This window comes from Paracidovorax wautersii, assembly GCF_900113035.1.
In the GTDB taxonomy this organism is placed as follows: domain Bacteria; phylum Pseudomonadota; class Gammaproteobacteria; order Burkholderiales; family Burkholderiaceae_C; genus Paracidovorax; species Paracidovorax wautersii.
The window spans coordinates 108076-121973 of the sequence record NZ_FONX01000011.1; the positions used below are offsets into that span (position 1 = coordinate 108076).

Genomic DNA, 13898 nt, shown 5'->3' on the forward strand with positions numbered 1-13898 from the left:
TGGCGTATCAGCGCGCAGCGCCGGCCAGCGAGCTGGACATCTCGGCCGGTGCCTCGGCCGCCGCCGGGGCGGGCTGGGCGGCGCGGCCGGCGCGGGCCTGCCGTGCGGGCATCAGGCGCGTCACCAGGCCCACGGGGCCGGTCTGCCACCAGCGGCGGGCGCCGCGGCTGGGCTTGCCCAGCGACTGGGTGAGGCGGTCCAGCGTGATGGCCAGCAGCACGATGCCCAGGCCGCCCACGGTGGCCAGGCCCATGTCCAGCCGGCCGATGCCGCGCAGCACCATCTGGCCCAGGCCGCCCACGGCGATCATCGAGGCGATCACCACCATCGACAGCGACAGCATCAGCGCCTGGTTGATGCCGGCCATGATGGACGGCATGGCCAGCGGCAGCTGCACCTTGAAGAGCATCTGCGCGGGCGAGGCGCCGTAGGCGCGCGAGGCCTCGATCAGGTCGGGCCGCACCTGGCGCAGGCCCAGGTTGGTCAGGCGCACCAGCGGCGGCAGCGCGAAGACGATGGTCACGACCACGCCCGGCACGTTGCCGATGCCGAACAGCATCACCACCGGCACCAGATAGACGAAGGCCGGCGTGGTCTGCATGGCGTCCAGTAGCGGCCGCATGATGCGCTGCGCCCGGTCGCTGCTGGCCAGCAGGATGCCCAGCGGCAGGCCGATTAGCACGCAGAAGGCCAGCGAGGTGAGCACCAGCGACAGCGTGACCATCGCCTCGGGCCAGATGCCCAGCATGGCGACGACCAGCAGCGACACCACGGCGCCCAGCGCCAGCACGCGGCCGGCGAACTGCCAGGCCAGCAGGCCGATGAGGGCGATCATGGCCAGCGTGGGCAGGCTGGTGAGCAGGCCCTCGACCCAGCGCAGCGTGCCGTCGATGGGCGCGCGCACGGTCTGGAAGAAGGGGCGCAGGTGCTCCACGGCCCAGCCCAGGCCGTGGTTGATCCAGGCTTCGACCGGCAGGGTGCCGTCCCAGAGCTGGCTCAGGTGCAGGCCGCCGGCAGCGGCGGAGGGGTCGGCGCCCGCGGCGGCGTCGTGCGGCAGCGAGAGCCAGCTGCTCGCGTCGCTGGCGTCGGTGGCGGATGCCCAGGGGTCGGCCATGGGATCAGCCACGGGCGTGCTGGCCGCGGCGGCGGCGGCCTGGGCCGCATGGCTGGCATTCGCCAGGTCGGGCGTGGCCGTGTCGGCCTGGGCGATCAGGGTGGCCGGGGTGTGCAGCAGGCTGGTGTCGTGGTGCTTCATGCGGGGCTCCTTTCGGTCGTGGCGGTGGCGGCAGGGGCCGTGGTGGCGGGGGTGGCGGCGTCATCAGCCTGCGGCGGGCTGGGCGGCACGGGCGGCGTGTCGCGGTCCAGGAAGCGCAGCAGCGTGGTCTTGCTGACCACGCCACGGAAGCGGCCGTTGGGCTCCACCACCGGCAGCGCGCAGGGAGCCTGGGCCACCTGGCCGAACAGGTCGGCCACCGGCGCGTCGGCGGGGATGGTGGTCACTTCGGGGATGAAGGCGTGCTGCAGCCCCAGCGGGCCCGAGTGGCCGTGCAGCGCGGCGCGCAGCGAATCGGCCGAGACGGTGCCCAGGTAGCGCTGCGAGGGCGTGACCACGTAGGCGAAGTTGTCGTCGTGCCCTTCGATGAGCTGCAGCGCGGGGCGGCAGCCGCGGTCGGTGTGCTCGCGCACCACGGTCAGCCGCTTGCGGGCGATGTCGCCGGCCTTGAACACGGCAGCGGCGTCCACGCCGCGCACGAAGTTGCGCACGTAGTCGTTGGCCGGGTTGCGCAGGATGTCGTCGGGCGTGCCCACCTGCACCACGTGGCCGTCCTTCATGATGGCGATGCGGTCGCCGATGCGCATGGCCTCGTCCAGGTCGTGCGAGATGAAGACGATGGTGCGGCGCTTGACCTCCTGCAGCCGCAGCAGCTCGCTCTGCATCTCGGTGCGGATGATCGGGTCCAGCGCCGAGAAGGCCTCGTCCATCAGCAGGATGGACGGGTCCGAAGCCAGCGCCCGGGCCAGGCCCACGCGCTGCTGCATGCCGCCGGAGAGTTCGTCGGGGTAGCTCTCGGCCCAGCCGGCCAGGCCCACCTGCTCCAGCGCCAGCGCGGCCTGCTGGCGGCGCTCTTCGCGGTCCACGCCGGCCAGCTCCAGGCCGAAGGCGGTGTTGTCAAGCACCGTCATGTGCGGCATCAGCGCGAAGGACTGGAACACCATGCTGATGTCCTTGCGGCGCAGGGCGCGCAGCTGGCGGTCGCTCAGGGCGTTGATGTCCTGGCCGTCCACCACGATGCGGCCGGCCGTGGGCTCGATCAGCCGGTTGAGCATGCGCACCAGGGTCGATTTGCCCGAGCCCGACAGGCCCATGACGACGAAGATCTCGCCGGCCTCGATGGTGAAGCTGGCGTCGAAGACGCCGATGGAGTTGCCGGTGGCAGCCAGGATCTCCTGCTTGGTCTTGCCCTGGTCGAGCAGCTTGAGCGCTTCTTCCGGCGAATCGCCGAACACCTTGAAGACGCTGTCGATGATGATTTGCTTGGCCATGTGGTGGTCCTCCCTCGTTGGTTGGAATGGGTTGAACACGCCCCGGCGCACGGGGCGCGCAGGGCTCGGCGGAGCCGGGCAGCACTCGGAACGAAAACGAAGGCGCACCCTGATGCGGCAGCCGGGCCGGCTTGGCGTTGGGCCCGAAGGCGCGGCTGCGCATGGCGGGCGCCGGCGCCAGGCCGGTCGGCGGAACAAGGGCGGACACGGCGCCGGGGCGGTGTCCATCGGCCCGGATGGCACGCGGAATCGGTGCGCAAGGGCCTGGGGTGTGCGGAGCGGGCAAGAGGTCTGGTCAGAGGACTTGCGCTGTCCGCCGTGAGGCATCAGGGCCGAGTTGCCGGCCGTGGTGCCGGGCGCCGCATCTGCACCGCGCCGGCCGCGAAAACGCAGCGGGCGGGAGGGCGGTTGCCCGGCCATCGATCCTTTCCGGCGCCAGTCGGGCCGGTCGGATTACCTGCTTGGCAGGTTGTAAAACACGGCAAAAGTATAGGAATTCAGTTCTTTTGAGTCAAAAGCCGGGTTTTTGTAACCTGTGCTATTGACGCGTGCGGCACGGGCGTAGCACACGAAAAGACGGCTGTTTGCTATCGAATGAATAGCTGGAGGCGCAGGCTGCAGGCGGGCTGGCGGCCTCCAGGAGCCCGAGGGCCGCGCTGCCCGGCGCGATCCCCCGGCGGCCCTGCCGGGCCGGGCACGGGCCTCAGTGGCGCTCGTGCGAGATGTTGAGCAGCCGGTCCGTGTAGGCGATCGCGATGGCGGAGAGTAGGAAGACGACGTGGATGATCGTCTGCCACATCAGCACCTTCACGTCGTAATTGGCCGCGTTGATGAAAGTCTTGAGCAGATGGATGGAGCTGATGCCGATGATCGACAGCCCCAGCTTCACTTTTAGCACCGACGCGTTGACGTGGCCGAGCCATTCGGGCTGGTCCGGGTGCCGGTCCAGGCCCAGGCGGCTCACGAAGGTCTCGTAGCCGCCCACGATCACCATGATGAGCAGGTTGGAGATCATCACCACGTCGATCAGCGCCAGCACCACCAGCATGATCACCGTCTCGTTCAGCGCGGTGACTTCCACGTCGGGCTTGTAGCCGATGCTGGTCACCAGCGCCTGCAGCGCCTCCTTGTGGCCGAAGGCGGCCTCGATCAGGTGCCACAGCTCGACCAGGAAGTGCCAGACATAGACGCCCTGCGCGGCGATCAGCCCCAGATAGAGCGGCAGCTGCAGCCAGCGGCTGGCGAAGATCAGCGCCGGCAGGGGGCGCAGGGGCGCATTGGTGCGCTCGACGGGAGGAAGTTGGGCCATACGGATGGAATCGAAGAGAGATGCGAAGGAGGAAAAAGGAAAGGTGGGATAGGGGCCGAAAAAGTCGCCGGATTCTAGGGGCTGGCCATGACGCGGACAGCGCCCGGGGGCAAAGCGGCGCCGGGGTGGAGTGGCCCGTCACCGCGCCGTTCTGGCGCGTTACGGAAGGCTCCTGATTTGTGGGTAAGCTCATGGGCGTTGCGTCAGTGGCCTGTAAGTGCCGCAATCGACAGTACGGGCCAGATTCCCATTGATCGAGTCCCAGGAGACAAAACCATGAATGCGCCTACGTCCGCGATCGAATCCGTGCTGGTCGAAAACCGTGTCTTTCCACCCCCTGCAGCGCTGGCCGGCGCGGCGCGCATCTCGGGCATGGCCGGCTACGAAGCCCTCTGCGCCGAGGCCGAGCGCGACTTCGAAGGCTTCTGGGGCCGCCTGGCGCGCGACAACGTGCAGTGGACCAAGCCCTTCACCCGCACGCTGGATGAATCCAAGGCCCCGTTCTTCGAATGGTTTGCCGACGGCGAGCTGAACGCCAGCGCCAACTGCCTGGACCGCCACATCGGCACGCCCATCGAGAACAAGACCGCGATCATCTTCGAGGCCGACGACGGCGCCGTCACCAAGGTCAGCTACAAGGAACTGCTCGATCGCGTGGGCCGCTTCGCCAACGCCCTCAAGGCCGAGGGCGTGAAGAAGGGCGACCGGGTTCTGATCTACATGCCCATGACCATCGAGGGCGTGGTCGCCATGCAGGCCTGCGCGCGCATCGGCGCCACGCACAGCGTGGTCTTCGGCGGCTTTTCGGCCAAGGCGCTGCAGGAACGCATCATCGACGCGGGCGCGGTGGCCGTCGTCACCGCCAACTACCAGATGCGCGGCGGCAAGGAACTGCCGCTGAAGGCCATCGTGGACGAGGGCCTCGCCATGGGCGGCTGCGACACGATCCGCAGCATCCTCGTCTTCCAGCGCACGGCCACGCCCTGCAACATGGTGGCAGGCCGCGACAAGACCTTCGAAGAAGCGCTGGCCGGCCAGAGCGCCGAATGCGCGCCGGTGCCCGTGGGCGCGGAGCACCCGCTCTTCATCCTCTACACCAGCGGCTCCACCGGCAAGCCCAAGGGCGTGCAGCATGCCACCGGCGGCTACCTGCTGTGGGCCAAGCTCACCATGGACTGGACCTTCGACCTCAAGCCCGAAGACGTCTTCTGGTGCACGGCCGACATCGGCTGGATCACCGGCCACACCTACGTCGCCTACGGCCCGCTCGCCGCGGGCGCCACGCAGGTCGTCTTCGAGGGCGTGCCCACGTACCCGAACGCCGGCCGCTTCTGGCAGATGATCGAGCGCCACAAGGTCTCTATCTTCTACACCGCGCCCACCGCCATCCGCTCGCTCATCAAGGCGGCCGAGGCCGACAAGGCCGTGCATCCGAGCAGCTCCGACCTCTCCAGCCTGCGCATCCTGGGCAGCGTGGGCGAGCCCATCAACCCCGAAGCCTGGATGTGGTACTACAAGAACGTGGGCGGCGAGCGCTGCCCCATCGTCGATACCTTCTGGCAGACCGAGACCGGCGGCCACGTCATCACCCCGCTGCCGGGCGCCACGCCGCTGGTGCCGGGCTCCTGCACGCTGCCGCTGCCGGGCATCACCGCCGCCATCGTCGATGAGGCCGGCAACGACATGCCCAACGGCACGGGCGGCATCCTGGTCATCAAGCGCCCCTGGCCCAGCATGATCCGCACCATCTGGAACGACCCGGAGCGCTTCAAGAAGAGCTACTTCCCCGAAGAGCTCAAGGGCTACTACCTCGCCGGCGACGGCGCGGTGCGCAGCGCCGACAGGGGCTACTTCCGCATCACCGGCCGCATCGACGACGTGCTCAACGTCTCGGGCCACCGCATGGGCACGATGGAGATCGAATCCGCCCTGGTCGCCAAGACCGACCTCGTGGCCGAAGCCGCGGTGGTGGGCCGCCCGGACGACCTGACCGGCGAGGCCATCTGCGCCTTCGTGGTCCTCAAGCGCCCGCGCCCCACGGGCGACGAGGCCAAGGCCATCGCCAAGGAACTGCGCGACTGGGTGGCCAAGGAGATCGGCCCCATCGCGAAACCGAAGGACATCCGCTTCGGCGACAACCTGCCCAAGACCCGCAGCGGCAAGATCATGCGCCGCCTGCTGCGCTCCATCGCCAAGGGCGAAGCCATCACCCAGGACACCAGCACCCTGGAAAACCCCGCCATCCTGGATCAGTTGGCCGAAGCCAACTGATCCAGCAGCGCCGCAGGCGCTGGCCGGCGAAGCTGGCGGCGGGATAGGGGAGCACTCATGTCGCGCAGCGACGTGACGTGATCACCAAAACCCCGCCATCCTGGATCAGTTGGCCGAAGCCAATTGATCCAGCAGCGCCGCAGGCGCCGGCCAGCGAAGCTGGCGGCGGGATAGGGGAGCACTCATGTCGCGCAGCGACGTGATGTGATCACCAAAATCCCGCCATCCTGGACCAGTTGGCCGAAGCCAACTGATCCAGCAGCGCCGCAGAGGTTGAGTCGCTGCAGCCGATCGACAGAGCCTCGGTCTCTCCCAACAGCCGCCTCCGGGCGGCTGTTTGCATTTCGGAACCTTGCGCCCCTGTAGGACGGCGCCGGGAACGGCCGTGCCGAACCGTGGATCGGCACCGGCCTGGAGTACAACTCCAATTCAGCAGCCGTTGTGAAGCCTTTTGGCGACAGATGGCGTGATTTCTGGCCTCAAACGCATGAAAGTCCGACAACCATGAACTTCCGAACCATCATCCTCGTCGTCATCGTGGCCGCCATCGCCGCGCTGGCGGCGCTCAACTGGCCCGCGCTGGCCACGCCCACGCTGATCTCGCTGGGCATCACCTCGATCCAGGCGCCGCTGGGCGTGATCATGCTGGCGCTGACCATCCTGCTGGGCGTGTTCTTCATCGCCTATGTGCTGTCGCTGCAGGGCTCGGTGCTGCTCGAAACGCGCCGCCACGCCAAGGAAATGGCCGCGCAGCGCGAACTGGCCGACAAGGCCGAGGCCTCGCGCTTGACCGAGCTGCGCTCCTTCCTCGAAGGCCAGCATCGCAACGGCCACGATGCGCTGATCGCCCGCATCGACACGCTGGAATCGCGCCTGGCCGCCCGCGCCCAGGAATCCGACAACACCACCGCAGCCTATGTCGGCCAGCTGGAAGACCAGCTGCGCCATCGCGGCACGGGCACGTCCGCGGTGCCGGCCTATGCCGACCCCACGCTGCGCGCCGACCCCGAGCTGCGGGTCTGACCGCCGCCGTGCCCGCCTGATGAGGCGGGCCACGACGCGAATGAAAAAGCCGCCGGATGCAGCGATGCATCCGGCGGCTTTTTCGTGGGCCGCGAGGGTTCGCGGCGTCAGTGTCAGGCCCTTACTTCAGGCTCAGCACCCAGGCCGCCAGCTTCTTGGCTTCGGCTTCGTTGACCTGCGAGTTGGCGGGCATGGGCACCGGGCCCCAGACACCCGAGCCGCCCTTGATGATCTTGGTCGCCAGCTTGTCGGCCGCGCCGGCCTGGCCGGCGTACTTGGCGGCCACGTCCTTGAAGGCGGGGCCGACCAGCTTCTTGTCCACGGCATGGCAGGCCATGCAGTTCTTGGAAGTGGCGAGCGCCTGGTCGGCCAGCGCGGGCACGCTGGCCGACAGGGCCAGGGCCAAAGTCATCAGGGAGCGCTTCATCGGTTGTCCTTGGGGTTATATTGGGTTCAATGAAATTGTAGGGCTTGCGGTTGACGGCGCTCAGGTAGGGGTTCTCCGGCCCTGCCAGCCGCACCGCTGGGGGAATCCGCCATGTACGCGTTGGGTGTGGGTCTGTTGCTGGTGCTGCTCAAGAGCCTGGAGGTCGGCTTCGTGGCGACCTGGCCCTGGTGGTGGGTGCTCTCGCCCTTCGCCGTGGCCCTGGCCTGGTGGGCCTGGGCCGATTATTCCGGCCGCACGGCCCGCAAGGCCATGCAGGCCATGGAACAGCGCAAGCACAAGCGCCTGGAGCGCCAGAAGAACGTGCTGGGCATCCGCCCCCGCAAGCCGCGCTGACAGGCCGGCGAACGCCATTGCCCCCGCCGTGGGGATGGCGGCCCCCGCGCCCGGCCTGCCGTGGGCCTCGTAGATAATCCCAGGCACTTTCCCGTCTGCCCAGGGCGCGGCTCAAGAGGTTGTTCGCATGGGCGTGCGCGGCCGCCATTCGCGGCCCTTTTCCATCACACATCCCGCGTTTCTCGTTTCTCTCTTCCGAGCCCACCACGATGCCCGCATACCGTTCCAAAACTTCCACCGCCGGCCGCAACATGGCCGGCGCCCGCTCCCTCTGGCGCGCCACCGGCATGAAGGACGAAGACTTCAGCAAGCCGATCATCGCGGTGGTCAACTCGTTCACCCAGTTCGTGCCCGGCCACGTCCACCTGAAGGACCTGGGCCAGCTCGTGGCCCGCGAGATCGAGGCCGCCGGCGGCGTGGCCAAGGAATTCAACACCATCGCCGTCGATGACGGCATCGCCATGGGCCACGACGGCATGCTGTATTCGCTGCCCAGCCGCGACATCATCGCGGACTCGGTCGAGTACATGGTGAACGCGCACTGCGCCGACGCGATGGTCTGCATCTCCAACTGCGACAAGATCACGCCCGGCATGCTGATGGCCGCCATGCGCCTGAACATTCCCGTGGTATTCGTCTCGGGCGGCCCCATGGAAGCCGGCAAGACGCGCCTGGCCAACCCCATCACCAAGACCATCGAGTTCAAGAAGCTCGACCTGGTGGACGCCATGGTGATCGCCGCCGACCAGAACTATTCCGACGCCGACGTGGCCGAGGTGGAGCGTTCCGCCTGCCCCACCTGCGGCTCCTGCTCGGGCATGTTCACCGCCAACTCCATGAACTGCCTGACCGAGGCCCTGGGCCTGTCGCTGCCCGGCAACGGCACGGTGGTGGCCACGCACGCCGACCGCGAACAGCTCTTCAAGCGCGCCGGCCGCCGCATCGTCGAGCTGGCCCGTGAGTACTACGAGCAGGACAACGAACGCATCCTGCCGCGCTCGGTCGGCTTCAAGGCCTTCGAGAACGCGATGACGCTGGACATCGCCATGGGCGGCTCCACCAACACCATCCTGCACCTGCTGGCCATCGCCCGCGAGGCGGAGATCGACTTCACCATGGCCGACATCGACCGCCTCTCGCGCGTGGTGCCGCAGCTGTGCAAGGTCGCGCCCAACACCAACAAGTACCACATCGAGGACGTGCACCGTGCCGGCGGCATCATGGCCATCCTGGGCGAGCTGGACCGCGCCGGCCGTCTGCACACCGATGCGCCCACCGTGCATGCCCCCACGCTGGGCGACGCGCTGGCGCAGTGGGACATCTCCCGCACGCAGGACGAGGCCGTGCGCCACTTCTACATGGCGGGCCCGGCCGGCATTCCCACCCAGGTGGCCTTCAGCCAGAACACGCGCTGGCCCAGCCTGGACCTGGACCGCGCCGAAGGCTGCATCCGCTCCGTCGAGCATGCCTTCTCCAAGGAAGGCGGCCTCGCAGTGCTGCGCGGCAACATCGCGCTGGACGGCTGCGTGGTCAAGACGGCGGGCGTGGACGAATCCATCCACGTGTTCGAAGGCACGGCCCACGTGACCGAGTCGCAGGACGAGGCGGTGGAGAACATCCTGGCCGACAAGGTCAAGGCCGGCGACATCGTCATCGTGCGCTACGAAGGCCCCAAGGGCGGCCCCGGCATGCAGGAAATGCTCTACCCGACCAGCTACATCAAGTCCAAGGGCCTGGGCAAGGCCTGCGCGCTGCTGACCGACGGGCGCTTCTCGGGCGGCACCTCGGGCCTGTCGATCGGCCACTGCTCGCCCGAAGCCGCCGCGGGCGGTGCCATCGGCCTGGTGCAGAACGGCGACCGCATCCGCATCGACATTCCCAACCGCACGATCAACGTGCTGCTGAGCGACGAAGAGCTGGCCCGCCGCCGCGCCGAGCAGGACGCCAAGGGCTGGAAGCCCGCGAAGCCGCGCCCGCGCAAGGTGTCGGCCGCGCTCAAGGCCTATGCCAAGCTGGTGATGTCGGCCGACAAGGGCGCCGTGCGCGACCTGTCCCTGCTGGACGACTAAACCGACCCCGGCGGTGCTGCCTCGCCCAGGCAGCGCCGCCCGAGCGAGGCAGCCAAAAGAAAAGCCGCACCCCGTGACAGGGTGCGGCTTTCTTCTTTCTTGGGCTTTTTCATCGCAGTACGTCAGACGCGTACTTTCTATCGTGGAGCCACTCTCTCGAATCTTGCTATCTTCTTGATAGCTGCCGGCGCCCTTGCTGCGGGCGCTGGTGGGGTTTCAGGCCGAAGGGCCGTGGCCCATCTGGGACTGCAGGTAGTTCGGCAGGCCGATCTTGTCGATCAGGCCCAGCTGCTTTTCGAGCCAGTAGGCGTGGTCTTCTTCGGTGTCCTTGAGCTGGGCGAGCAGGATGTCGCGGCTCACGTAGTCACCCACGCTCTCGCACAGGGCCATGCCGTTCTGCAGCGCGGCGCGCACTTCGTATTCGGTGTCCAGATCCTTGCGCAGCATCTCGGGCACGGTCTCGCCGGGCGTGAATTCCTTGGGGCGCATGTCCGGGCGGCCACCCAGGAAGATGATGCGGCGCAGCAGCGCGTCGGCATGCTGCGTCTCTTCTTCCATCTCGTGGTTCAGGCGCGTGTAGAGCCGTTCCAGGCCCATGTCTTCGTAGAAGCGCGAGTGGGCGAAATACTGATCGCGCGCGGCCAGTTCGCCGCGCAGCAGATCCCGGAGATATTCGACGACTTGTGGGTTTCCCTGCATTTGCTTTCCTTGTTTTTGTGAGTGCGTAAGTATCGCCTTCGCGCGCGGCTTTGTCGTGTTTCGGGCGCCAAGCCCCCCTGGCGCCGTTCTGCATGCATACGTGGATCAGAAGCGTTCTCAATTGGAGCGAGGGGCGATGGAGCGATTTCGCGGGCGTGCGGGGCGGTTCCGTCAGCGGCGTCACGCGCAGCGGCGAGAATCGCCGGTTCCATGCGCAGCGGCGGTTTCCGCCGCGTTGCAGGCGCATGGCCGATGCCGCGGCCCCAACAGGCCGCAGGACGAACACAACGAGAGCACCACCGAGGGAGCGCGCCATGGACGCCATCATCAACATCAACCTCGCGTCGCTGGCCAACACGCTGGTGAGCCTGGCCGCGGCCTTCGTGCTGGGCGGCATGATCGGCTTCGAACGCCAGCACCGCCAGCGCACGGCGGGGCTGCGCACCAACGTGCTGGTCGCCCTGGGCGCGGCCATGTTCGTGGACATGGCCAACCGCCTGCACGGTGCCGACGGCGCGGTGCGGGTGATCGCCTATGTGGTCTCGGGCATCGGCTTCCTGGGCGCGGGCGTCATCATGCGCGAGGAGGGCAACGTACGCGGCCTTAACACTGCCGCCACGCTGTGGTGCTCGGCGGCCGTGGGCGCGGCCTGCGGCTCCGACCTGATCCTGGAGGCGGCGCTCGGCGCGGTCTTCGTGCTGGCGGCCAACACGCTGCTGCGGCCCATCGTGAATGCCATCAACCGCCAGCCGCTGGACGTGCATTCGGCCGAAGTCACGCACATGGTCTATGTGATCGCCGACCGCTCGCGGCAGAAGGTCGTGATGGCGCAGCTCGAAAAGGAACTGGAGCGCCTGAGCCAGCCCGCGCAGGACGTGAAGGTGCATGCCTTCGGCCCCGAGGAGGTGGAGATCGAGCTGACCCTGGCCGCTACCTCGGTGGACAGCGAGACGCTGGACCAGCTCATCAACCGCATGGTCGCCATGACCGAGGTGCGCCAAGCCTTCTGGAGCCCCAGCACCACCGAGTGAGGGCGGGGCGGGCGGGGCCTGCGCGGCCCTGCGGACTTTGCCGCGGACGGTCGCAGGGGCCGGGCACAATAGCCGCACCATGCTCATGTACCCGCATATCGATCCCATCGCCCTGAAACTGGGGCCGCTCGCCATTCACTGGTATGGCCTGACCTATCTGGCCGCCTTCGGCCTCTTCATGCTGCTGGGCACGCTGCGCCTGCGGCACCAGCCCTATGCCTCGATGACCGGCGCGCAGGCCTGGAGCCGGCGCGACGTGGAGGACATCCTCTTCCTCGGCGTGCTCGGCGTGGTGGTCGGCGGCCGGCTGGGCTATTGCCTCTTCTACAAGCCCGGCTACTACCTCTCGCACCCGCTCGAGATCTTCTACATCTGGCAAGGCGGCATGAGCTTTCACGGCGGCTTGCTGGGCGTGATCCTGTCGATGCTCTGGTTCGCGCGCTCGCGCCATCGCCCCTGGCTGCAGGTGGCCGATTTCGTGGCGCCCTGCGTGCCCACGGGCCTGGCGGCCGGCCGCATCGGCAACTTCATCAACGGCGAGCTGTGGGGGCGCTTCGCCGACCCGTCGCTGCCCTGGGCCATGGTGTTCCCGCAAAGCGGCTCCATGCAGCCGCGCCACCCCTCGCAGATCTACCAGTTCCTGATGGAAGGGCTGCTGCTCTTCGTGCTGCTCTGGCTCTACGCGCGCCGCGAACGGCGCCAGGGCGAGGTGGCGGCGGCCTTCCTGGTCGGCTACGGGTGCTTCCGCTTCATCGCCGAATACTTCCGCGAGCCCGACGCCTTCCTGGGCCTGCTGTCGCTGGGCATGAGCATGGGCCAGTGGCTCTGCCTGCCCATGATCGCCGGCGGCGTGGCGCTCTGGGTCTGGGCGCAGCGGCACAGCCCTGCGCCGCAGGCGCGGCATTCGGGCTAGATAGGCGCACTCAGGCGCGCGGCGCCGCTTGAGGCCGCAGCGCCAGGGCCGCCAGCGCCAGCAAGGGCAGGGCGGCGATATTGATCGCCGTCCAGCCGATGCCCGCGAGCAGCGCGCCCGAGCCGAACGACATCGCCACCGCCGTCGCGCCGTTGCAAAGCTCCATCAACGCCTGCGCGGCGCCGCGCTCCTCCGGCGCATGGCTTTCGGCCAGCAGCGTGGTGCCGGCCACCAGCATCAGGTTCCAGCCCAGGCCCAGCAGCAGCGAGCTGACGAAGAACTGCACCATCTCCACGCCCGAGAGGGCGATGCAGGCGCTGGCCGCGATCAGCGCGGCGCCCGTGGCCGCCACGCGGCGCGTGCCCCAGCGGTCCACCAGGGCGCCGGCGAAGAAGGCCGGCAGGAACATGCCCACCACATGCCACTGGATCACGCGCGCCGCCGATGCGGTGGAAAAGCCGCAGCCGTCCATGGCCAGCGGCGTGGCGTTCATCACCAGGATCATCAGCCCGTGTCCGATGGCCGTCATCAGCACGGCCGCACGCAGCGCGGGCCGCGCCAGCAGGGCGCGCAAGGCCCCGGGCGCGGGCCGCGGCAGGCCGGCGGTGCCGGCGGGCAGCCGCGAGACCGTGGCCACGCCCAGCGCCGCCAGCACGGCGATCGCCAGATAGGCCCCGGTGAATGGCGTGGCGAGCGCGTCGCGCGACCAGACCGCGAGCGGCGGCGCCAGCAGCGCCGCGCACAGGCCGCCCCCCACCACGCAGGCCGCGGCCCGGCCACGGCGCTGCGGCGGCACGGCTTCGAGCGCGGCATGGCGGTAGAAGCCTGACGAGGCCTGATAGACGCCGATGCCCGCCGCCCCCAGGCACAGCAGCGCGAAGCTGCCCCGCTGCAGCGCCAGCGCGCAGACCAGTCCGCCCGCCACGCCCAGCCCCGCACCCAGCATCAGACCCGGCCGGCGGCCATGGCGCTGCATGGCCGCCGACAGCGGCATCACTGCCAGCAGGTTGCCCAGCACCAGCAGGGCCAGCGGCAGCGTGGCCAGCGCGGCCGTGGACGCGAGCCGCAGCCCGGCCAGCGAGGTGAGCGTGATGCCGATGATGGAACACGACCAGTAGAGCGCCTGGGCGGCGAACAGCAGGCGGATGGTGGGGTTGAGCAAGAGCATGGCGTCTGAGGGCTGGCAGTGGTTGGAGATGGATGGAGCGTCGAAAGCGGAAAGAGCAGGGCACGGCGCGGCCTGCACTGCGGTGCAGCG

The 13898-nt window shown here is 68.6% G+C and carries 12 protein-coding genes; 6 read left to right on the forward strand and 6 right to left on the reverse strand.

Going from position 1 to position 13898, the window contains the following annotated elements; translation table 11 throughout:
* Positions 1 to 7 precede the first annotated feature (7 nt).
* The 3 genes from proW to BM070_RS16095 all read right to left on the reverse strand — a co-directional run bounded on the left by proW (position 8) and on the right by BM070_RS16095 (position 3853).
* Positions 8 to 1255: a glycine betaine/L-proline ABC transporter permease ProW gene (gene proW, locus BM070_RS16085; protein ID WP_092940357.1), complete on the reverse strand. Its 1248-nt coding sequence runs from the start codon at positions 1253 to 1255 to the stop codon at positions 8 to 10.
* Positions 1252 to 2544 carry a glycine betaine/L-proline ABC transporter ATP-binding protein ProV gene (gene proV / locus BM070_RS16090; protein WP_245785252.1) on the reverse strand — a complete coding sequence of 431 codons (1293 nt, stop codon included), beginning with the start codon at positions 2542 to 2544 and terminating at the stop codon, positions 1252 to 1254. Before proV ends, proW begins: the two co-directional genes overlap by 4 nt.
* Before the next feature lie 703 nt (positions 2545 to 3247).
* Entirely contained in the window at positions 3248 to 3853 is a 606-nt protein-coding gene (locus tag BM070_RS16095; protein ID WP_092940358.1) for a TIGR00645 family protein, read from the reverse strand.
* Between the two features lie 276 nt (positions 3854 to 4129).
* On the opposite strand from BM070_RS16095, the gene acs reads away from it, so the two are divergent.
* Both acs and BM070_RS16105 read left to right on the forward strand, forming a co-directional pair.
* Positions 4130 to 6124: an acetate--CoA ligase gene (gene acs / locus BM070_RS16100; protein WP_092940359.1), complete on the forward strand. Its 1995-nt coding sequence runs from the start codon at positions 4130 to 4132 to the stop codon at positions 6122 to 6124.
* Positions 6125 to 6628: 504 nt separating this feature from the next.
* On the forward strand, positions 6629 to 7147 hold the full coding sequence (locus BM070_RS16105) for a Signal transduction histidine kinase (RefSeq protein ID WP_092940360.1): 519 nt from the start codon (positions 6629 to 6631) through the stop codon (positions 7145 to 7147).
* Between the two features lie 121 nt (positions 7148 to 7268).
* Here the strand turns inward: BM070_RS16105 and BM070_RS16110 are convergent, their stop codons facing one another.
* On the reverse strand, positions 7269 to 7574 hold the full coding sequence (locus BM070_RS16110) for a c-type cytochrome (RefSeq protein WP_092940361.1): 306 nt from the start codon (positions 7572 to 7574) through the stop codon (positions 7269 to 7271).
* A 111-nt stretch (positions 7575 to 7685) separates the two neighbouring features.
* Between BM070_RS16110 and BM070_RS16115 the strand changes: the two genes are divergently transcribed.
* Positions 7686 to 7928 (forward strand): TIGR04438 family Trp-rich protein, encoded by a 243-nt coding sequence (locus BM070_RS16115; protein WP_092940362.1) that lies wholly within the window; start codon positions 7686 to 7688, stop codon positions 7926 to 7928.
* Positions 7929 to 8137: 209 nt separating this feature from the next.
* On the forward strand, positions 8138 to 9997 hold the full coding sequence (gene ilvD, locus BM070_RS16120; protein ID WP_092940363.1) for a dihydroxy-acid dehydratase: 1860 nt from the start codon (positions 8138 to 8140) through the stop codon (positions 9995 to 9997).
* 216 nt (positions 9998 to 10213) lie between these two features.
* Here ilvD and bfr read toward each other — a convergent pair whose 3' ends face one another.
* Positions 10214 to 10696: a bacterioferritin gene (bfr, locus tag BM070_RS16125; protein ID WP_092940364.1), complete on the reverse strand. Its 483-nt coding sequence runs from the start codon at positions 10694 to 10696 to the stop codon at positions 10214 to 10216.
* A 314-nt stretch (positions 10697 to 11010) separates the two neighbouring features.
* Between bfr and BM070_RS16130 the strand changes: the two genes are divergently transcribed.
* The gene (locus BM070_RS16130; protein WP_092940365.1) at positions 11011 to 11727 is read left to right on the forward strand and encodes an MgtC/SapB family protein; all 717 of its coding nucleotides are present in this window, start codon (positions 11011 to 11013) and stop codon (positions 11725 to 11727) included.
* A gap of 79 nt (positions 11728 to 11806) precedes the next feature.
* Positions 11807 to 12640 carry a prolipoprotein diacylglyceryl transferase gene (gene lgt / locus BM070_RS16135; RefSeq protein ID WP_092940366.1) on the forward strand — a complete coding sequence of 278 codons (834 nt, stop codon included), beginning with the start codon at positions 11807 to 11809 and terminating at the stop codon, positions 12638 to 12640.
* Between the two features lie 10 nt (positions 12641 to 12650).
* Here the strand turns inward: lgt and BM070_RS16140 are convergent, their stop codons facing one another.
* Complete coding sequence (locus BM070_RS16140) at positions 12651 to 13808, reverse strand: MFS transporter (protein WP_092940367.1); 1158 nt, start codon at positions 13806 to 13808, stop codon at positions 12651 to 12653.
* Positions 13809 to 13898: the final 90 nt, after the last annotated feature.